The organism is Hymenobacter tenuis (assembly GCF_054780495.1).
Window position 1 is genome coordinate 831,722 of record NZ_BAAGWF010000004.1, and the last position, 18,362, is coordinate 850,083.

Annotated in this window: 17 protein-coding genes; 11 read left to right on the forward strand and 6 right to left on the reverse strand. The window is 56.8% G+C overall.

Translation table 11 applies throughout. The features are described 5' to 3' along the window. Nucleotides 1-42 precede the first annotated feature (42 nt). Nucleotides 43-1,902: a Fe-S protein assembly chaperone HscA gene (hscA, locus tag ACYVGU_RS17185; RefSeq protein WP_460623043.1), complete on the reverse strand. Its 1,860-nt coding sequence runs from the start codon at nucleotides 1,900-1,902 to the stop codon at nucleotides 43-45. A gap of 592 nt (nucleotides 1,903-2,494) precedes the next feature. On the opposite strand from hscA, the gene ACYVGU_RS17190 reads away from it, so the two are divergent. From ACYVGU_RS17190 to ACYVGU_RS17215, 6 genes are all read left to right on the forward strand, one after another. Next, nucleotides 2,495-3,301: a murein L,D-transpeptidase catalytic domain family protein gene (locus ACYVGU_RS17190; protein WP_460623044.1), complete on the forward strand. Its 807-nt coding sequence runs from the start codon at nucleotides 2,495-2,497 to the stop codon at nucleotides 3,299-3,301. A gap of 711 nt (nucleotides 3,302-4,012) precedes the next feature. Then, nucleotides 4,013-4,384: a hypothetical protein gene (locus ACYVGU_RS17195; protein ID WP_460623045.1), complete on the forward strand. Its 372-nt coding sequence runs from the start codon at nucleotides 4,013-4,015 to the stop codon at nucleotides 4,382-4,384. A gap of 6 nt (nucleotides 4,385-4,390) precedes the next feature. Further along, a complete protein-coding gene (locus ACYVGU_RS17200; RefSeq protein WP_460613852.1) occupies nucleotides 4,391-4,987 on the forward strand; it encodes a YceI family protein in 597 nt (198 codons plus the stop codon). A gap of 59 nt (nucleotides 4,988-5,046) precedes the next feature. After that, nucleotides 5,047-5,967, forward strand: coding sequence for a DUF5777 family beta-barrel protein (locus ACYVGU_RS17205; protein WP_460623046.1), 921 nt, complete (start codon nucleotides 5,047-5,049; stop codon nucleotides 5,965-5,967). Nucleotides 5,968-6,030: 63 nt separating this feature from the next. Then, nucleotides 6,031-6,450, forward strand: a complete 420-nt coding sequence (locus ACYVGU_RS17210) for a CHRD domain-containing protein (RefSeq protein ID WP_460623047.1) — start codon at nucleotides 6,031-6,033, stop codon at nucleotides 6,448-6,450. A 67-nt stretch (nucleotides 6,451-6,517) separates the two neighbouring features. Further along, entirely contained in the window at nucleotides 6,518-6,868 is a 351-nt protein-coding gene (locus tag ACYVGU_RS17215; RefSeq protein ID WP_460623048.1) for a heavy-metal-associated domain-containing protein, read from the forward strand. Between the two features lie 67 nt (nucleotides 6,869-6,935). On the opposite strand, the gene ACYVGU_RS17220 is transcribed toward ACYVGU_RS17215, so the two are convergent. After that, nucleotides 6,936-9,296, reverse strand: a complete 2,361-nt coding sequence (locus tag ACYVGU_RS17220; protein WP_460623049.1) for an alpha-amylase family glycosyl hydrolase — start codon at nucleotides 9,294-9,296, stop codon at nucleotides 6,936-6,938. A gap of 323 nt (nucleotides 9,297-9,619) precedes the next feature. Between ACYVGU_RS17220 and ACYVGU_RS17225 the strand changes: the two genes are divergently transcribed. Continuing rightward, nucleotides 9,620-10,450 (forward strand): murein L,D-transpeptidase catalytic domain family protein, encoded by an 831-nt coding sequence (locus tag ACYVGU_RS17225; RefSeq protein ID WP_460623050.1) that lies wholly within the window; start codon nucleotides 9,620-9,622, stop codon nucleotides 10,448-10,450. A gap of 135 nt (nucleotides 10,451-10,585) precedes the next feature. On the opposite strand, the gene ACYVGU_RS17230 is transcribed toward ACYVGU_RS17225, so the two are convergent. The 3 genes from ACYVGU_RS17230 to ACYVGU_RS17240 all read right to left on the reverse strand — a co-directional run bounded on the left by ACYVGU_RS17230 (nucleotide 10,586) and on the right by ACYVGU_RS17240 (nucleotide 13,627). Further along, on the reverse strand, nucleotides 10,586-11,653 hold the full coding sequence (locus ACYVGU_RS17230; RefSeq protein WP_460623051.1) for an Ldh family oxidoreductase: 1,068 nt from the start codon (nucleotides 11,651-11,653) through the stop codon (nucleotides 10,586-10,588). Between the two features lie 54 nt (nucleotides 11,654-11,707). Continuing rightward, the gene (locus ACYVGU_RS17235; protein ID WP_460623052.1) at nucleotides 11,708-12,667 is read right to left on the reverse strand and encodes a Ppx/GppA phosphatase family protein; all 960 of its coding nucleotides are present in this window, start codon (nucleotides 12,665-12,667) and stop codon (nucleotides 11,708-11,710) included. Between the two features lie 75 nt (nucleotides 12,668-12,742). Then, a complete protein-coding gene (locus ACYVGU_RS17240) occupies nucleotides 12,743-13,627 on the reverse strand; it encodes a class I SAM-dependent methyltransferase (RefSeq protein ID WP_460623053.1) in 885 nt (294 codons plus the stop codon). A gap of 103 nt (nucleotides 13,628-13,730) precedes the next feature. Here ACYVGU_RS17240 and ACYVGU_RS17245 point away from each other — a divergent pair, with 103 nt between their 5' ends. Then, nucleotides 13,731-14,213: a DinB family protein gene (locus ACYVGU_RS17245; RefSeq protein ID WP_460623054.1), complete on the forward strand. Its 483-nt coding sequence runs from the start codon at nucleotides 13,731-13,733 to the stop codon at nucleotides 14,211-14,213. An 18-nt stretch (nucleotides 14,214-14,231) separates the two neighbouring features. Further along, complete coding sequence (gene dapF, locus ACYVGU_RS17250; protein ID WP_460623055.1) at nucleotides 14,232-15,029, forward strand: diaminopimelate epimerase; 798 nt, start codon at nucleotides 14,232-14,234, stop codon at nucleotides 15,027-15,029. A 114-nt stretch (nucleotides 15,030-15,143) separates the two neighbouring features. On the opposite strand, the gene ACYVGU_RS17255 is transcribed toward dapF, so the two are convergent. Further along, the gene (locus ACYVGU_RS17255; RefSeq protein ID WP_460623056.1) at nucleotides 15,144-16,163 is read right to left on the reverse strand and encodes an aldo/keto reductase; all 1,020 of its coding nucleotides are present in this window, start codon (nucleotides 16,161-16,163) and stop codon (nucleotides 15,144-15,146) included. 143 nt (nucleotides 16,164-16,306) lie between these two features. Between ACYVGU_RS17255 and ACYVGU_RS17260 the strand changes: the two genes are divergently transcribed. Further along, nucleotides 16,307-16,822: a GNAT family N-acetyltransferase gene (locus ACYVGU_RS17260; RefSeq protein WP_460623057.1), complete on the forward strand. Its 516-nt coding sequence runs from the start codon at nucleotides 16,307-16,309 to the stop codon at nucleotides 16,820-16,822. A 169-nt stretch (nucleotides 16,823-16,991) separates the two neighbouring features. Next, complete coding sequence (locus tag ACYVGU_RS17265) at nucleotides 16,992-18,239, forward strand: glycosyltransferase family 1 protein (RefSeq protein WP_460623058.1); 1,248 nt, start codon at nucleotides 16,992-16,994, stop codon at nucleotides 18,237-18,239. The last annotated feature ends 123 nt before the right edge of the window (nucleotides 18,240-18,362 follow it).

Consider the following 18,362-nt stretch of genomic DNA (forward strand, 5'->3'; position numbering starts at 1 on the left):
GACAACACAGTAGCCTGGCTCCATTACCAGACAGGCTTCTAATTACACGATTTTCTTACCAGCCATAGCCTGACTGATGGAAATGTTCATCACACGTTCTGCGAAAGGCCGCGTGAGTTCTTCCAGCTCGTCTACGGCTTTCAGGATGTGGTCTTTTTCCTGGGTAGTGAGTGCCTGTTTCAGAGTTGCTACACCGACCTGCGTTTGGCTGATTTCCTCTTCTGTGAGGTGTTGTCCGTTTTTCGCCACAAAACGCTCCACTTGATACAGCATCTGCTCGGCCACGGTGCGGGCTTCAATCACCATGCGGGCCGCAATATCCTCGCGGGCGTGGGTCATGGAGTCCATCAGCATTTGCTCTACCTGCTCATCGGTAAGGCCATACTGAGGCTTTATCTCCACGGCTTGCCTCGTATTGGAGCGCAGTTCAATGGCTTCTACTTTCAGAATTCCGTCGGCGTTCAGGATGAAGTTCACGTCTACTTTGGGCAAACCGGCGGGCATGGCCGGAATACCTTTCAGGTCGAACTCGGCCAGCTTGCGGTTTTCTTTTACTAGGTCTCGCTCGCCCTGATACACCGAAATTTTGAGATTCACCTGGCCATCAACGGAGGTAGTGTACTGCCGTCCCGCCTTGGTCGGGATTTTGGAGTTACGCGGAATAATTGGGTCCATCAGTCCTCCCAAGGTTTCGATGCCTAGCGTGAGCGGCGTAACATCCAGCAGCAGCACGTCGCGGCGGTTACCAGCCAGAATGTCGGCCTGAATGGCGGCCCCTAGCGCTACCACCTCATCAGGATTCAGCGAGCTGTTGGCGGGCTGCTGGAAAAACTCCGCCACCGAATCGTACACCAACGGTACGCGGGTGGAGCCACCTACCAGCAGCACGGCATCGAGGTCCTGCGGCGTAAGCTTGGCATCAGCCAACGCCAGGCGGCAGGAGTCAATGGTGCGCTCTACCAGCGGCTGCACCAGCTCATTGAACTTGGTTTTGGTGAGTGGTAGGCGCGTATCACCGAATTCGGCCTCAAATGCTTCGTTGTTACTGAGGTGGCGCTTGGCTTGCTCGGCTAACAGGCGCAACTGTTGCTGCGCCGAACCATTATGGAACAGTACTGTCGCCAGCTGGTACTCACTGGTCCAGTAATCGGAAATGGCGCGGTCCAAGTCATCGCCGCCCAGGTACGTGTCGCCGTTGGTGCTCAGGACCTCAAAAATGCCCTGGTGCAGGTGCAGAATGCTAATATCGAAGGTGCCGCCGCCCAGGTCGTACACGGCCACGGTTTTCTCCTCTTCCGGCGAAAGGCCAATGCCGTAAGCCAGCGCCGCCGCCGTGGGTTCGTTTACAATGCGCAGCACTTCCAGCCCGGCCAGCCGGCCGGCGTCGCGGGTGGCTTGGCGCTGGGAGTCGTTGAAGTACGCTGGCACCGTAATAACAGCCTTGTTTACGGGCGTCTTGAGGGCGTGCTCGGCGCGGGCACGCAGCTCCTTCAGGATTTCAGCCGAAAGCTCAATGGGCGAGTAGAATTTGTCGCCGACCCGGATTTTTACCAGCCCTTCGGAGTTGTCATCAATCACCTTATAGCCCAAGGCTTCGGCGTGCTGGCCTAGGTCTTGATACGATTTGCCCAGCAGGCGCTTCACCGAGTAAATCGTGTTTTGCGGATCAGTAAGCAGATATTCCTTAGCCTCATTGCCTACCAACGGCGCGTCGCCGGAGGGCGGAAAGTACACCACAGAAGGCACAATGGTGCCCCGGCCCTGGTCATTGATAGCAAGGGGCTGGCGGCCGTCTGGATGGATGTAGGCTACTAGGGAGTTGGTAGTGCCCAAGTCAATCCCGACAATAATTTCTTCTTGTTGAATACTCCCGGTGGAGAGGTTGATTGCAACTTTGGCCATAAGCAGAAAGGCACGCCAGAGCGCGCCGAAGAAGTGCGAAAACGTAAGCGTTGGCTTCTATAACCAGCCCGCTAGCTGAAAGGCACAAAAGTACGGAACAAAACTGCGGAAAGCAGGCAAACCTGACTAGGCTCCGCAATGGGCCAAACCGGTTGCGTATAAGATTATGCTCAGTACAAACCGCGCGCTAACCTCACTGCGTAGCTAGTGTTCTTATCCTGGGTGGGCTTTGGCCTGCCAGCAGGGGTAGTATTCTGTTAGCTAGTGAGTAACGCATGCGCAACGTACTGAGCAAACTCACTACTGCAAGACTGGCGGTTTCCCATGACGCGCCAGCCTGTGACGGTGGGTAGATAGTCGGGCCCTGGGTGAGTCCGGCTATCTTTTCAGCGCAGGCAGCGCTGCTGTTTCCGCTGCTAGGTTGATTTTATCGGCCAACAGATCAGCCAACACTTGTATCGGGAAGCTGAAATGCGGACTTTCGGGCCGAATCGTGTTGTGTGCTATGCCCATACCGCTACCCCTGTCATCCAGTAGTTATTGTCTTGGTTCGTTGCGACGGCTAGCACGGTTGGCCGTGTTGCCTGGCCTAGTGGGAGTGTTTACCGCGTGTCAGTCCTCCATCGGCGAAACTACCGTGGCAGGCAGCCGGCCCGGGCAATACAGCGCCGTGGCGTTGCCTGCTGCCACTAACGCCGCACCCGCTGCAGAACTGCCCGACTCCTTGCGCCTGACGCCGGTGTCGCCGCTGGCCGGGTTGCCCGATTCTGTGCACCTAGCCGTGCAGGCGTTGCACACTCGCCTCGGAGAAGCTGCCGCTGGCTTACGCCTGGAGGTGCTGGAGCGGGCCTGCGTGGGGTACCTGAACTTGCGGAAGACGGGCAAAGTAAGCCAGCCGGGTATTCTGGCCGTGGTGGATATGGATTTGCCCTCCACCCATAAGCGTTTCTGGGTGCTGGATTTGCGTGCGGGCCAGGTACTGCAGCACAGCCATGTGGCGCACGGGCGCGGCTCGGGAAAGCTACGCGCCCGGCGCTTTTCCAACGTTATGAAATCAGCGTGCACTTCCCTTGGCTTTTACCGCACGCAGGATACGTATCAAGGCAGCCATGGCCTTTCGCGCAGGCTGCGTGGCCTCGACCCCGGCCTGAATGATAATGCGCAGCGGCGCTACGTGGTGCTGCATGCTGCCGACTATGTAAGCCAGGGGTACCTGCAGCGCAACGGCCAGCTCGGGTACAGCCGGGGCTGTCCGGCGCTACCCCCCGATCAGTACCGAGCCATCATCCGGACGGTAGGGGAGGGCGCCTGTCTGTACCTGAGCGGACCCGGACTGGAATCAAAATGGCTCGATGGTGCGGTTGCCGCTACTCGGCTCCAGACGCATGGATGGCAGTAAGCTGTAGTGCGCCATTCCGGGTTTGGGCATGAGCAGAGCCTAGCGCCCGCTTGGTTGTACCATTTGAATGGGCGGTGTGAAAATATTTATTTTATAAAATGAAAAAAATATCAGAAACGCCCAAAATCGCTTGTAAATGATAGGCGTAATCAGCTGACTAGGTTACTATTACGTATGAGTGAACAAGTTATATTTAAATTTATTAAAGAAATAAGAATAGTGCAAAATTAGCCTCATTGAACGAGGTAAAATTATACTTCAACGGGCAATTTGTATAGTTCACCTAATAGCCAGGGAAATATTAGGGCGGCCACCGGACTGCAGTTAGTTTTGAGGCTCATTATGGGAATATTTAGTACCAGAATGAATCCCAAGAATATGCTGTCGTTGCCTGTATATCCAACCAGGTAGTAAATAGTGCAAAGGGCTAACCTTTTCACTAACAGGCATGTATTGCGGTTGCCGAGGGTAATAAGTGCCCATAGGGCAGTATGTCAGCGGATAACAAGCTAAAAATATTTTTCCCGATCTGAAACATAGTTCGTCGTGTCTGGTATTGTATGTAGCAACATCTTTCTGGTGCGGCTTACCACTCACAATTGAATTATTCATAGACCCACTCAGCGAGGGGGCTGCTATGCTTGCCGTGTCCTTCGGGTACAAGGGAAGTAGGTGCGTCCATATGCTGTTCCACCCTAGTTCTATTTGCTCATGGTAAAACGTTGTACTCTTTATGGTGCGTTACTTAGCCTGTTGCTTAGTAGTTGCGCCTATGACAATGCCGATGAAATAGGTTCGCCGCGGGTTGTGTGCACTACTCCCGCAGTAGTTTCCTATAGCGTATCTATTTCTCCGTTGCTGGACCGCAACTGCCGCAGCTGCCACAACCCGGTACTGCTGACGGGTGGAGTGAACCTAGAGGATTTCTCGGTTATCCAGAAGTACGTTCGCTCGGGCCAGCTAATGGGCAACGTAAAGCACCTGCCCGGTTACAACCCCATGCCTGATGGTGGCAACAAGCTCTCAGACTGCGACATTGACTTGCTGCAGAAATGGGTAGACGCCGGTGCACCTAACAATTAACGGACAATGCGAAGCCTGAATTTTCGTGCGCGCATTGCCTTGTGTGGGCTCCTGCTACTGATCGGTGATATTACCATCGGGCTGGCTCAAGCCAAATACACCACCCAGAAGGGAAACGTCAGCTTCTTTTCCACCAGCATCATCGAGGATATTGAGGCCCGCACTGAGCAAGCCGCGGCCATCATTGATTTGCAAACCCAACAGCTGGCGTTCAGCGTGCCCATCAAGTCGTTTCAGTTTAAGCGCACCCTCATGCAGGAGCACTTCAACGAGAACTACATGGAGTCGGAGCGCTTTCCCAAATCCACGTTTCGGGGGAAGGTGCTGAATTTCGATGCCGACGCGTTGGCCCGCGGCGAGTCGCAGCGGGTTTCCGTGGAAGGCGACCTTACCATTCATGGCGTAACCAAGCACCTGACCGTTACGGGCGCCCTAGAGCAGCAGAAAGGTGTGTTGCTGGTAAACGCCTATTTCAGTGTAGCGCCGGCCGATTATGGCATTGAGATTCCGCTGTTGGTGCGCGAAAACATTGCTAAAGTAGTCGGCATCAAGGTCACGCTCAGTTGCGAGCCGGTTGGCCAGCTTACCATTCACAAGCCTTAGTATCCAGCAAACGGCACCGGAGTACCGGTGTGCCGCCTTTAGCTGACTTTCCCTTTTTTATGTCAACAACATTTACTCCCTTCTCGAGCCGATTGGCTTTGTTGCTGGGTGTGCTACTAGCCTTCTGGGCCACGCCAACCCTTGCTCAGGATGATTTGCTGGGTGAGCTCGACAACCAGGCGCCTCCGACAACTCCTTCCCTGGTAGAGGCTACGTTTAAAAGCACCCGTCTGATAAATGGGCACACCGTCCAGACGCCCGGGCAAGGCACTATGGTGTTCCTGATTTCCCACCGCTTTGGTACGCTTAACAGCGGCGCCTACAACTTTTTCGGGCTTGATCAAGCTAGCATCCGCCTAGGGCTGGAATACGCCCTAACCGATCAGCTGGAAATCGGGATAGGCCGCAGCTCCCTGGAAAAAACGCTCGACGGCTTCGTGAAATACCGGGCCCTGCGCCAGAGCACCGGTCCGAAGGCCATGCCCGTAAGCGTAACGCTATTTGCCAGCTCGGCCGTGAATACGCTCCGCAGCGACGACCCGGCCATGAATTTTACGCGCCGCCTGTCGCTCTCTTACCAGGCCCTGATAGCCCGTAAGTTCAGCCCTGATCTTTCCCTGCAGCTCATGCCGACGCTGATTCACCGGAACTCGGTGGAAGCCACCACTGAGCCGAATGATGTGTACGCAGTAGGAATTGGCGGGCGCCAGAAGCTAACCAAGCGCACCTCCCTGAACGCAGAATATTACTACATGCTGCCCAGCACCAGACCCACCGGCGTCCGCAATGCGTTGGCAGTAGGGGTGGATATTGAAACGGGCGGGCACATCTTTCAGCTGCACGTAACCAACTCCCAGGGCATGATTGAAAAGTTCTTCGTGGCCAATACCCGCGGCAATTTCTTTAAAGGCGACATCTACTTCGGCTTTAACGTGAACCGCAACTTCACTATCCGGCCGAAAGAGGGATTCCGCAAATAGCCATTTCCATTATTGTTTTTTCATTTCGTTTCATTGATGAACGCAAAATCTACCCTTCTCTTTTTGTCCTTGCTTGGTTCCGCCGCTTTTTCGGCGTGCAAAGACGATGACACCACGGCCGCGCCAGCTTCTAATGTAGTGCAGCTCAAGGCTACCATTAATGGCCAGCAGCAGGTAGCGCCTACGCCTTCTACCGCCACCGGTACCATGTCGGGCTCTTATGACAAGACCACGCGCGTACTTACCTACACCGTTACTTACACCGGCCTGACTCCGTTGGCGGGCCATATTCATCAGGCAGCGCCCGGTGTAAATGGAGGCGTTATTGTGCCCTTCAGCAGCGTAGCCACCTCGCCTATCACCGGCACGGCTACTCTGTCGGTGGCTGATGGTGCCAAGCTGCTAGCTGGCGAAACCTATGTAAACCTGCACACGCAGGCCTACACCAGCGGCGAAATTCGCGGCAACATCACGGTACAATAACTGCTGATACGTGGGCGCGCTAGCTAAGTCTCGAAGTTCAAGCGTTAGGCTAACTCGTCTGTAGGCAGTGAAACTGAAACGATTGGGGCAAATAGCCTTGCTACTGCTCGGCATGCTAGTAGCCTGGGCTGGCTGGAATAAGCTTCGCTTCGGCAACGATGCGCGCGCCGTGCAGATGCTGCAGCTGCAAGTAGCAGGCCTACAAGATCCGGTGCAGGCCGCCACCGTGCAGAAACAGCTTAGCGGTTTGCCAGGGGTAGCAGCCTGCGTTATCGATGGTAAAACCCAGGTGGCTACGGTGCATTTTCACAAGGAAGACATTACCGCTGAGGAAATTGAACGGGTACTTTCCGTAGGAGGCGTGTTTAAAGTAACGCGTCCGGCCCCGGCGCCCGGCATAGCACCAGGCCACGACTAGGCCTCACAACAGTATAAAGCCCTGTCAGATATCTGACAGGGCTTTTTTATTAACAAATGCTAAGCGGTTACTTCACTACTACCTTCCGGCTGAGGCCCAACTCCGGCACCTGCAGCTGATAGATGCCGGCTGGCAGCGCGCGGCCCACCGTGAGGCGGCGCTCCGTAGAGCCCGGGTACAGGCGCACTGGCTGCTGGTGCACCAAGCGGCCCGTCAGGTCCAGTAGGCGCATCGTGGCCGTGAGGTCCTGCGGCGACTGAAGCACTACATCAATGCGGTCGGAGTTGGTTGGGTTCGGGTATACCGTTAGGTCCGCCCCAGCCATAGCAGGCTGCATCGTGGCCAGCACGGTGTTTTCGCGCATGGCCGTGGTCGATATCACGGTTGGGGCCGTGTAGGTGGCTTTGATGAAGGCTCGCTGCGCCGGGTTGGTGCTCACGGCGTTTTTGGCGCGCAGCGTAATCCAGCCGTCGGCGGTGGGAGTGTAGGTACCCGTGAGGTTGCCGGTGCCCGTTTTGCTGGTCAGGATGGTGCCCGTGCTGCTTACCAGCTCCACGGCCAGGCTGCGGGTGGCATCCGTAGGGAAGAGGGTGTAGGTGACGGCTTTGCCCGCGGCCACGTAAATCCGGCCCGCCGTGCGATACGCCGTAGAGGAAGCCGGTAGTTGCCCGCCCTGCTTCAACGATGACGCGTGCGAGTCGCCGAGGTCATCGGCCAGCTCCCATTCCTGGGTGGTGGCCATGGCGGCGCGGTTGTAGTTGGTCCCGATGCCGGTAGGTGCCCACACCGAGTAGCCGCGACGGCCGCTGGTAGCGGTGCCGTTGCAGGGAGGCGTATTGATGCTCACCGTCTGGGAGCTGCTGACGGTTACGGTGGCCGTGCCGTTGGCGCCCGAGTAGTCTTTCAGCACCGTGCCGGGGGCAAAATCACAGGAAACCGTGTTGTTCTGCCACACCGAGAAGTTGTCGTTGATGCCGATGATGGCCTTGGCGCCGCGCTCAATCACTAGGTGGTCGGCGGCCTGATACCGCACTTTGTAGGCTCCATCCTTAAAGCGCAGGTTCTGGTGGCACCAAATCAGGTTATTGATATCATCGCGCAGCGGCAGGTCGGTGGTGCTAGTGGGCTGGTGCGAAAACCGTTTGCTGGTGTTGCCTACGTTGAAGAGGTCTTCAAAGAAAATCTGGGGCGAGCCATCCATAGCCATAGCTGCCGCATAGGTAGCTGACAAGCGCGGATCGAAGGGGTCAATATGAGGGGCTAGCTCCGAGCCGGTATTCCAGCCGGTGTAGTTGCCGTTGGCATCGGTAGTAGGCCGGAAGGTGTCGTGGTTGTTCACAAACGGTACGGTGCGATGCACATACTGTCCGTTAATCAGAAAAACTCTGGACCCCTGCTGATAGCCAGGCAATGAGCCGAGGTCGAAGTTGCCGCCGCCGCTTACGATGCTGTAGAGGCCATTTCGCAATGAAAAGTCGAAGGTGCCGGCCCGGTTTTGCACGTTGCTTACCCAGCCGTCCATCTGGCCCGCGGAGCCTACCCATTCGCCCACGGCATACATGGTAGCACCTCCGGAAGCCCAGCCCGCGTTACTTTGTAGGTTATAGAGGAAATCTTCGCTGGCAGCATCCGGGAAGTGCTTTACGGCATCCATTCGCACGCCATCAAAACCCACCTGCTTCTTGTACCAAATCAGCCAGTTGCGCACGTTGGTGCGCATATAGTCGGCGGTTTGGGTAGGGTTGAAGGTGGCATTAGAGCTCTGGCCATACGCGCCGTTGTAATAGCTCACATCGGGCCCAAAGTACACGGCGTTCCAGTCGCCGGAGGTGGAGTTGTTGCCGGGGTTGGGGTTGAAGTTCTGCCAGTTCTTCGGAAAGCGGCCGTTGCGGGCCAGGTAGTTGGCGGCATCTTCCGTGGTAGCGGGCTTGGAGTAGCTTACGTAGCGGAAGTTCTTGTATTTGCTGGTCGAGTAATCTTCCCAGGCGGCGGGGTCCTGGCCACCGGCTCCGGTTTGCGAGCCGGCGCCGTCGTTGTGGTTCAGCACAATATCTTGCACTACCTCAATGCCGTTGGCGTGCAGCACAGCCACGGCCCGCAACAGCTCATCTTTAGTGCCGAGGCGGGTAGCGACAAAGCCTTTCTGGTATTTGTCGCCTAGGTCGTAGTTATCGAAGGGCGAGTAGCCATTGCCCTGGTTGCCGTTTTTGATGCTTGGCGGCAGCCACACTGCATCGATGCCCATGGCCTTCAGGCGAGGAGCCAGCTGAGCAATGTAGTTGGCCCAGCCATTAGGGTAATTGCTGTTCCAGTAATCCCACCAGTAGCCTTGCAGAACTACTTTTTGGGCGTTGGCGGATTGCCCTCCCAGCGCCAACAGGGCGGCGGCCAGGATGAGCTTGCGCATCCAGGATGTACAAATGTGCATAAAAGAAAAGTGGGAATTGGTTGGGGAAGAAAAGAGCGGCGAGTTGCCGGAAAAGGCAGCTATCAAGAAAATATGGGGATTCAAGATAACTAAGAAAATTGCAATACTCTTGAGCGAGTACAAGATTTGTTTTCGAGCTCCAGAACGCGTAACTTATTTTTCATGGAGCCGGAATGAATCAATTAGCCTTGCGCTATGTTTCAAAACCTGAACAATGAAGCTATGCCGAGGCATCTGTACTGAAGCCGAACGCGTATAGACTTTATATAATAGGTTTCCTGCTTGGCAGGAAGCTTTTTCGAAAACGAAAAGAACCTGTGTCGATGGAAAATCAGAGTGTAGTTAGCCGCCAGCGTCTCAAGCGCCGCGCCCGTCGGATGGCCCGGCGTGTGTTGCCGTTTGTAGCCTCCCTGTTTTTGGCTACCCCCCTGGCTGCCCCCGTGACCAAATCAAAGGCCGCTACCACAGGTTCGGAACTAAACCTGCCGTCACCGGCCGTGATGAAAGCTGTGCTGTTCGACCAGCGTCTGCAGGGCTTGTACCGCGACCTAGGCCTAGAGCAGCAGGGCTTGCGCTACGAAGTGTTTGAGAAAGCCATGACCGGCTATCTCAACCTAGAAAACGAAAACAAGCTCGGCGATAAGCAACTGCTCACGGTAGTAGATTTCAGCCTGCCCTCCACGCAAAAGCGCCTGTGGGTGCTGGATCTGGCCGCTAAGCAAGTGAAGTTTCACACGCTGGTGGCCCACGGTCATAACTCCGGCGAAAACATGGCCACGAACTTCTCTAATGAGAATGAGTCGAACATGAGTAGCCTGGGGTTCTATGTGACGCAAGGCGAGTACACTGGCAAGCACGGCCGCTCGCTTAAGCTCAAAGGCGTAGATGAAGGCTACAACACCAATGCGTTGTCGCGGGCGGTCGTGATGCACGGCGCCGACTACGTGAGTGAGGATTTTATTCGTCAGTATGGCCGGTTGGGCCGTAGCCTTGGCTGCCCCGCGTTGCCGATGGCTGAGAAAGATGCCATCATTGGAGCCGTGGAAGGCAAAACCTGCCTTTTCCTCAACGGTCCCGATGAAAACTACTCTTCTAAATACCTCAACGAAGATGTAGCCATGAGCAAGCTGCTCAATGATACTCAGATGATTTAAGCGGCTTTAAGGCTAGTCTATAGAAAAAGCCCACCCGGTATCACCGGGTGGGCTTTTTGTTGTTTTGGGTTTGAGCTTCCGCACTAGGTAGCAAATGCTTTCAAACCCCGTAGTATCTTTTCGAAGCTGGCAGGGCTAGAGCTTCACGCCGAACTTGGCGCCTACGGTTTCCAGATCTTGTATCACGGGCTCTAGGAGGGGAATACCACCTAGCAACCGGTGTTCGGCCATGGCTCGCTCCGGGTCGCCAGGGATAAGAACGTGCTTGCCCTCCATGGCCTGAGCAGTGCGGAAGGTGGTAATCCAGTTATCCATGTGTGCTTTAAACTCGGCGGCCGGACGGAACGCATCCACGCGCATAGCGCCGAAAAAGTGACCTAGTCCGGCACCCACTGGGTTGGCTGATGGTTGTAAAAACGCCACGAACGGTGGCACCCACGGCCCATAATTGGCACCACTCAGCACCGCCGAGAAAATATCCACCACAGCGCCTAGGCCATATCCTTTGTGCGAACCAGTGGCGCCGCCAAGTGGCAGCAGAGCCCCGCCATTTTTCACGGCGTTGGCATCCGTTGAGCCTGAGCCATCGGCGTTCTGTGCCCAGCCGTCCGGGATGGGTAGGTTTTTACGCTGGGCTATTTCGAGCTTGCCGTTGGCCGCGGTGGTAGTGGCCATATCCAGCACGAAATCGGGCTGGTCGCCGGCGGGCACAGCTACCGCGATAGGGTTAGTGCCCAGCAGCCGCTCCAGCGAATACGTGGGCGCTACCAGCGGCGAGGCGTTGGTCATGGCCACCCCAATCATGTCGTGGGCCAGGGCCTTCATGGCATGATACCCGGCAATACCAAAGTGGTTGGAGTTCTTTACTGAGACCCAGCCCGTACCCACCTGCCGCGCTTTCTCCATGGCTACTTCCATGGCCTTGGGGCCTACTACCAGGCCTAGGCCACCGTCACCATCTACCACGGCCGTACTCGGTGTTTCGTACGTGACGCCTACCCTCGGCGTGGCATTAATGCGTCCGGCTTCCCACAACCGAATGTAGCCAATGAGCCGAGCCACGCCGTGGGAGTCCACTCCTCGCAAGTCAGCCGAAAGCAGAGTTTCTGTAGCGAGGGTAGCATCTTCATCAGAGCAGCCAATGCGTTTGAAAACGCTTTCCGTGAAAGTGAAGAGTTGAGTATAGGGAAAGACAGTGGACATTATGGGCGGAGCTTAGGCAAAGTCAGGACGTGAGGCAGAGGCGGCTTGGTGGGTTTACTGACCTAGTAACTCAGCCAGTAAACCTTCTTTGAGGGCATAGGCTGAAGCCTGCATAGTGGTAAGGCCGTAGGTGGTCAGTACAAAATCAATTAGCACGCAGGCTACTACAATCATATCGGCGCGCAGTGGTGTCATGCCGGGCAGCGCTAGGCGTCCGGCATGGTCGAGGGCCAGGAACTGCTCGTAGCTTAGTCGGAAGCTTTCCAGCGGAATAGCGGTGGCCGGGGCAGGCTTGCCTACCAGTTCGGGGTGGCCCGTGCGGGCTGCTTGCAAGTCGCAGAGCGTATCGAAGGTGCCGCTGGCGCCTACCAGGGCCACCGGGCTCCACTGGCGTACGGCCGCCGTGAGCGGCGCCAATACCTCCGCCAGGTATGCTTGCTGGGCTTGCACGGCGAGAGGGGGTAGGGGGTCGGCCGTGAAAAACTTATCGAGTAGCCGCTGGGCACCAATCTCGAAGCTTTGTTTCCAGAAAATGGTGCTTTCGTCGGCAATGATGAACTCCACCGAGCCGCCACCAATGTCCATCAGCAAATGCGGCACCGTACCCAGCGGCACGGCCTCCCGAACGCCTTTGGCAATGAGCTCGGCTTCCCGGTCGCCAGGAATTACCTCTACTTGAATGCCAGTCTGCTCGAAAATGTCTTTTACCAGTTCGGGGCCGTTCTGGGCCACGCGCACGGCGCTAGTAGCGGTAGCGCGCACTTCCGTCACCTCGTGCAGCTCTATTTCCTCCTTAAAGCCAGCCAGCGTGTGCAGGGCCCGGGCGTAGGCTTCGGGCGCAATGTGGCCGGCGCTGATGCCGCCCTCGCCTAGCTTCACGCCTACTTTGGTGCGCAGCAACGTTACGGGCTCCTGATGGCGGGGCTCAGGCAGCTCCACAATCAGCAGGTGAAACGTATTGGTGCCCATGTCAATGAGGGCCAAGCGACGATGACGAGAAAGCGGATGCGACATACAGCAGGTAATATGGTTAGGCTGCGCCTAGGTGCAGCTTAACCGTAAAGTGTCATGACAGGAAGGGTGCCCCGCTTACGTAGCAAACCGGCAGAACGTACCGAGCGGTAGCTTGCGCGCGGCGGCGTCGTGCAGATAAATTTCCCCGATTTCGCGGTTCTGGCGCGCATCCGGGAATATTTCGTGCACCAAGTTTTCCAGAATGAGGGCTGAGAAGCCCAAGGAGTACAGGTTAATCAGGAAAAAGTGGTCCTGCGGATCGAGAAGCTCCTTGCAGAGCTTGAGCATTTCGTTCAGCTCATCTTCCAGCTGCCATTTTTCGCCGTTCGGGCCGCGGCCATAGGCCGGCGGATCGAGGATGAGGCCCTGGTACTTACTGCCGCGCTTTACCTCGCGGCGCACGTACTTCATGGCATCTTCTACTAGCCACCGCACCCCATCGAGGCCGGAAGCTTCCATGTTCTCACGAGCCCAGAAGTTCACCTGCTTTACCGAATCAAGGTGCGTGACGTCGGCGCCAGCCGCGCGGGCTGCTAGGGTAGCCGCCCCGGTGTAGGCAAACAGGTTGAGCACGCGCGGCTGAGTGGCGCGGCGCTTGCGGGTTTGCTCATAAATGAACTGCCAATTGGGGTCCTGCTCCGGAAACAGCCCTACGTGCTTAAACGACGACATGCCCAGGCGGAACCGCAGCTTCAGTCCATCGGGCCGCTCGTAGCCAATAACCCACTGCTCCGGCGTGCCGGGCTTTATTTTCCACTGGCCGCGCTCCTGGCTGCCTTTCTCGCGGGTAAACGTGGCGTTGGCGCGCTGCCACTCCGCGGCGGAAAGGTGCGGATCCCAGATAGCCTGGGGTTCGGGGCGGGCCAGAATGTGTTTGCCGAAGCGCTCCAGCTTCTCAAAGTTGCCGGCGTCGATCAGCTCGTAGTCGGCCCAGGGGCTGGTGGTGAGGAACGTGTACATAGAACTACCTTTAAGCTACCCGCAGGGGCAGGCAGGCAAAGGTACGGGATGGCACAGTTCCGGCTGGTATTGTATATTCCATCTTGGAACGAAGCGAGGCGAAATGAAAGAGACAGAGCGCATTACTGATCAGCTACAGCGGGCATTTTGGGGTGAGGCATGGTCGGGCCCCTCAGTACAGCAGGTACTGGCGGGTGTTTCGGCTGCACAGGCAGCGGCGCATCCATTGCCCGGCATTCATAGCATTGGAGAGCTAGTGCGCCACCTGACTACTTGGGCCAACACGGTTGCACACCGCATCGAACGGCTGGAACTAACCCCGCCAACAACTGACGACTGGCCTGCATTTCGGAGCGAGCCTAGTGAAACCGCCTGGCAGCAAGCCCGGCAGGAGCTTCAGCAGGCACATGAGCGGTTGCTGGCCGCGGCGGCAACAGTAGCGGAGGGGGCGCTGGATACAGTGCTCCACGAAATGCCCGCCCGCCCCGATGGCGCGGCAGATTCTGTGTACGTGCTGCTGCATGGCACCGCGCAGCATTATCTTTACCACGCCGGCCAGATTGCCTTGCTGCGTAAACTTGTCTGACTTTTGATTGCCCTTCCTATGATGCTCTCTTTCTTTAAATACCAAGGCACCGGCAACGACTTCGTGATGGTAGATGACCGCGCCACGCAGTTCGATGAAAACAACCATCAGCTGGTGCGCTTTCTCTGCGACCGGCGCCGCGGTATTGGGGCCGATGGCCTGATTCTGCTGCGCCCGCACGGTCAGTACGATTTCGAGATGGTATACTTTAACGCCGATGGCTACCTCGGTTCTATGTGCGGCAACGGTGGCCGCTGCACGGTGGCGTTTGCCAAGCAGCTCGGCGTAATTGAGGATGCCACTCACTTTCTGGCCGCTGATGGTCCGCACGAAGGCCGCGTGGATGCCGACGGTACGGTGCACCTGCGCATGCAGGATGTAATTGGTCAGCAGGAGGTAGATGAATACGGCATCTTCCTCGATACCGGCTCGCCGCATTTGGTGCGGTTTCAGCCACCCAGCACCCTAGCCGAGCTGAACGTGTTTACCGAAGGGCGCTCTATTCGTTACAATGAACGGTTTCGGGAGAAGGGCACCAACATCAACTTTGTGGAAGCGCCGGCCGTGCCGGGCCAACCGTGGCAGGTGCGCACCTATGAGCGCGGCGTGGAAGACGAAACCCTGAGCTGCGGTACGGGCGTAACGGCCGTGGCGCTGGCGGCTTCGCGGCGTGGTGCCACCAGCCCCGTGCACCTGCGCACCCCCGGCGGCGACCTGCATGTGGCCTTCGATGCTAAGCCCGATGGCTCCTTCACCAACGTGTTTCTGAGTGGCCCTGCCACCCGCGTATTTCAAGGCAGCATAGAGGTTAGCTAGGGCCAGTGCTAGCGGCGGTTTGCGCATTACAACACCCTAGTAAACCCACAGTGCCCTGGCCAGAACAACGTGTTTTGGCCAGGGCACTGTGGGTTTACTAGGGTGCCATAAGGGTTAAACTTGCCGGTCGCCTTTGGTAAAGTCCAGCATCCAGTTGGGGTACTCCGGGGCTAGCTTGCTTACCTCGTCCAACTGCTGCAGTTCCTCTGGGCTCAAGCGCACATCAACGGCCTGCAGGTTGTCGTCCAGCTGTTCCATTCTTTTGGCCCCGATGATGACACTGGTGACTACCGGCTGGTGTAGTAGCCAGGCCAGGGCCAGTTGCGCCACGGTAGCGCCTTTCGCCTCGGCCATGGGGCGCAGCACATCCAGCACCGCAAATGCCTTTTCTTTATCAACGGGCGGAAAGTCGAAGCCCGTACGGCGGGCGCCTTCTTCGCTCTGGTTTTCGCGGGTGAATTTGCCGCTCAAAAAACCACCGGCCAGCGGGCTCCACACCATCAGGCCCACTTTCTGATCCTGCAGCAGCGGCACCAGTTCCCGCTCCAGGTCGCGGCCTGCTACGGTGTAGTAGGCCTGCAGCGAAACGTACTTTTCCACGTGGTTGTAGGTGGAGTAACTCAGGGCTTTCATCAATTGCCAAGCCGCCACGTTGCTGGCGCCAATGTAGCGCACCTTGCCGCTGCGCACTAGGTCGTCGAGGGCGCGCAAGGTCTCTTCCAAGGGCGTGAGCGGGTCGTAGCTGTGGGTTTGATAAAGGTCGATGTAGTCGGTTTTCAGGCGGCGCAGGCTGTCTTCTACTTGCTGATAAATGTGCTTGCGCGTGAGGCCGGCATCGTTGGGGCCTTCGCCCATTTTACCGCGCACCTTAGTAGCCAGCACCAACTCGTGCCGCGACACGCCCAGGTTGTGAATGGACTGGCCGGTCAACTCTTCCGAAAGCCCTTCAGAGTACACATTAGCGGTGTCAATGAAATTAATGCCCGCCTCTATGGAGCGCTTCATTAGCTCATCTACGGCGGCTTGGCCCAGGTTGCCGATGGCCGCCGCCCAGCCTTTGCCGCCAAACGTCATCGTGCCCAAACACAATTCCGATACTTTCAGGCCCGTATTGCCTAGCAGATTATATTTCATAGCTGAAAACCAGTAAAGTGGAATCTAGCTAAACTGCTCTTCACCCTGAAGGTTGGCGCATAATTGTGGGGTAGCAGCCTTGGCGGTTTGCGTTTGGCGGCAGGGTAGTAGGTTTGCCTACCCGAATTTCACGTACTAGCCCTATGCTTCGCTCCGACCTGATTTTTCTGCGCCCCCTGGAAGCCGACGACCTCGAGTTTCTGTATGCGCTGGAAAACGACCCTAGCGTGTGGGGGGTGTCGGACACGCTCACGCCGGTTTCGCGCCACGTGTTGCGCCAGTACCTGGATAGCGCCGCTGCTGACTTTTTTGAGGTGCGCCAACTGAGGTTGGTTGTGTGTGAGGCCGCCACGCAGAAGGCTGTCGGGACGGTAGATGTATTTGGGTTTGAGCCGCTGCACCAACGGGCCGGCGTAGGCATTACTATTCTGCAGCCTCACCGCCGGCAGGGGTATGCGCAGGCAGCCCTAGAGTTATTACTTGCGTATGCTAGGCAAGTATTGCAGCTGCACCAATTGCACTGTACCATTAGCGTTAGCAATGTGGCCAGTGTGGCCCTGTTTGCCGCTGCTGGGTTCACGAGGGTAGGCATACGGCGAGAGTGGCTGCGCACTGCGCAGGGCTGGCAAGATGCCTTGGAAATGCAGTGCATTCTGTAGCCTAAGCGCCATTTTTGGCCACCTTAGAGTGTAGGGAGAGAGGTAAAGCAAACTCATCCATACCCTTTTTTAGAGCTAACCGTACTAGTGTAAGACGGCCGCCGACAGTGGTGATTTCTGTATCGGGGTTGGATGGTCGTCTGCTGATGAACGTAATACTCTTTACTCTATGTCGCTGACTCCACCAGCGGAGCCGCCAGTGCGCGCCTCCCACACTACTTCCACTACCACATCCGCTGATTCTGCTCTATCCTTACCTCACCGTCTGCCTGATGTAGTGTGCTTTGCGCATTTGCATTGGGATTTTGTATGGCAGCGCCCGCAGCACCTAATGTCGCGGTTTGCGCAGCAGGGCCGGGTGTTTTACGTAGAAGACGCCTTCTACCACCCCGATGACCTGATTGAGCCGCACTTGGAAGTAAAGGAGCGGCAGCACGGCCTGAAAGTGCTTGTGGTGCATCTGCCCGCCCGCCTACGTGGCCCCGAGCAGGAGGAAGCCGCCGACCAAATCCAATTTGAGGTGCTTGCTCAGCACTTTCGCGAACAAGGAATTGAAAATTTTATTGCGTGGTACTATACGCCCATGGCATTGGGTAAATCACGCAACTTCCAGCCCGCCCTCACCATCTACGACTGCATGGATGAGCTGGCTGCCTTTAAATTCGCTCCGCCCGCGCTCCGTGAGCGGGAACAGGAGTTATTCCGGAAAGCCGACTACGTTTTCACAGGTGGGCACACGCTTTACGAAGCCAAGCGCGAGCAACACGCTGATGCCCACCCGTTCCCAAGCAGCATCGATAAAGCGCACTTTGGCCAGGCCCGCCAGCACATGCCCGAGCCCGCCGACCAAGCAGGTATTGCCCATCCCCGCATAGGATTTTTTGGGGTAGTGGATGAACGCCTAGATATTGAGTTGTTGCGCCAGCTGGCCGATGCCCACCCCGAGTGGCAGTTCGTTATCATTGGGCCGGTGGTGAAAATTGACCCTGCGCTTTTGCCTCGTCAGCAAAACATTCACTACCTCGGCAGCAAAGACTATCAGGAACTACCTTCTTACTTACGCGGTTGGGATGTAGCAACGTTGCTTTTTGCTGATAACGAGAGCACTAAATTCATTTCGCCCACTAAAACGCCAGAGTATCTGGCCGCCGGCCGCCCGGTAGTGAGCACGCCCATCCGCGACGTAGTGCGCCCATATGGCGAGTTGGACCTGGTGCAGATTGCTGCCACTGCCGATGATTTCGGGCAGGCCATTGCCAAAGCCCTTACGCAGCACCAGGATGCTGACTGGCGCCAGCGCACCGACGACTACCTCGCTACCATCAGCTGGGACCAAACCTGGCAGCAAATGGTGGACCTCATGCAGAAAAAGCTCTCTGCTACCTCAGCCGCTGCGGCTGAGCAGGGTACGCTGTAGCAACAACATTACGCTAGCTTATCTCTAACAGAAAGGTTCAGGCATTGGGGCTGAAAGGCCACCAGCACTCCCGCTCAGCGCTTACTACTACCTCCTACCGCCTACCCACCTGCCTGACATTCT

What these genes read in the sequence shown, in the direction of transcription:
- hscA (WP_460623043.1), bottom strand. Translation starts at nt 1,902, where the DNA reads ATGGCCAAAGTTGCAATCAACCTCTCCACCGGGAGTATTCAACAAGAA.
- ACYVGU_RS17195 (WP_460623045.1), top strand. Translation starts at nt 4,013, where the DNA reads ATGGTAAAACGTTGTACTCTTTATGGTGCGTTACTTAGCCTGTTGCTT.
- ACYVGU_RS17200 (WP_460613852.1), top strand. Translation starts at nt 4,391, where the DNA reads ATGCGAAGCCTGAATTTTCGTGCGCGCATTGCCTTGTGTGGGCTCCTG.
- ACYVGU_RS17205 (WP_460623046.1), top strand. Translation starts at nt 5,047, where the DNA reads ATGTCAACAACATTTACTCCCTTCTCGAGCCGATTGGCTTTGTTGCTG.
- ACYVGU_RS17220 (WP_460623049.1), bottom strand. Translation starts at nt 9,296, where the DNA reads ATGCACATTTGTACATCCTGGATGCGCAAGCTCATCCTGGCCGCCGCC.
- ACYVGU_RS17225 (WP_460623050.1), top strand. Translation starts at nt 9,620, where the DNA reads ATGGAAAATCAGAGTGTAGTTAGCCGCCAGCGTCTCAAGCGCCGCGCC.
- ACYVGU_RS17230 (WP_460623051.1), bottom strand. Translation starts at nt 11,653, where the DNA reads ATGTCCACTGTCTTTCCCTATACTCAACTCTTCACTTTCACGGAAAGC.
- ACYVGU_RS17235 (WP_460623052.1), bottom strand. Translation starts at nt 12,667, where the DNA reads ATGTCGCATCCGCTTTCTCGTCATCGTCGCTTGGCCCTCATTGACATG.
- ACYVGU_RS17240 (WP_460623053.1), bottom strand. Translation starts at nt 13,627, where the DNA reads ATGTACACGTTCCTCACCACCAGCCCCTGGGCCGACTACGAGCTGATC.
- ACYVGU_RS17245 (WP_460623054.1), top strand. Translation starts at nt 13,731, where the DNA reads ATGAAAGAGACAGAGCGCATTACTGATCAGCTACAGCGGGCATTTTGG.
- dapF (WP_460623055.1), top strand. Translation starts at nt 14,232, where the DNA reads ATGATGCTCTCTTTCTTTAAATACCAAGGCACCGGCAACGACTTCGTG.
- ACYVGU_RS17255 (WP_460623056.1), bottom strand. Translation starts at nt 16,163, where the DNA reads ATGAAATATAATCTGCTAGGCAATACGGGCCTGAAAGTATCGGAATTG.
- ACYVGU_RS17260 (WP_460623057.1), top strand. Translation starts at nt 16,307, where the DNA reads ATGCTTCGCTCCGACCTGATTTTTCTGCGCCCCCTGGAAGCCGACGAC.
- ACYVGU_RS17265 (WP_460623058.1), top strand. Translation starts at nt 16,992, where the DNA reads ATGTCGCTGACTCCACCAGCGGAGCCGCCAGTGCGCGCCTCCCACACT.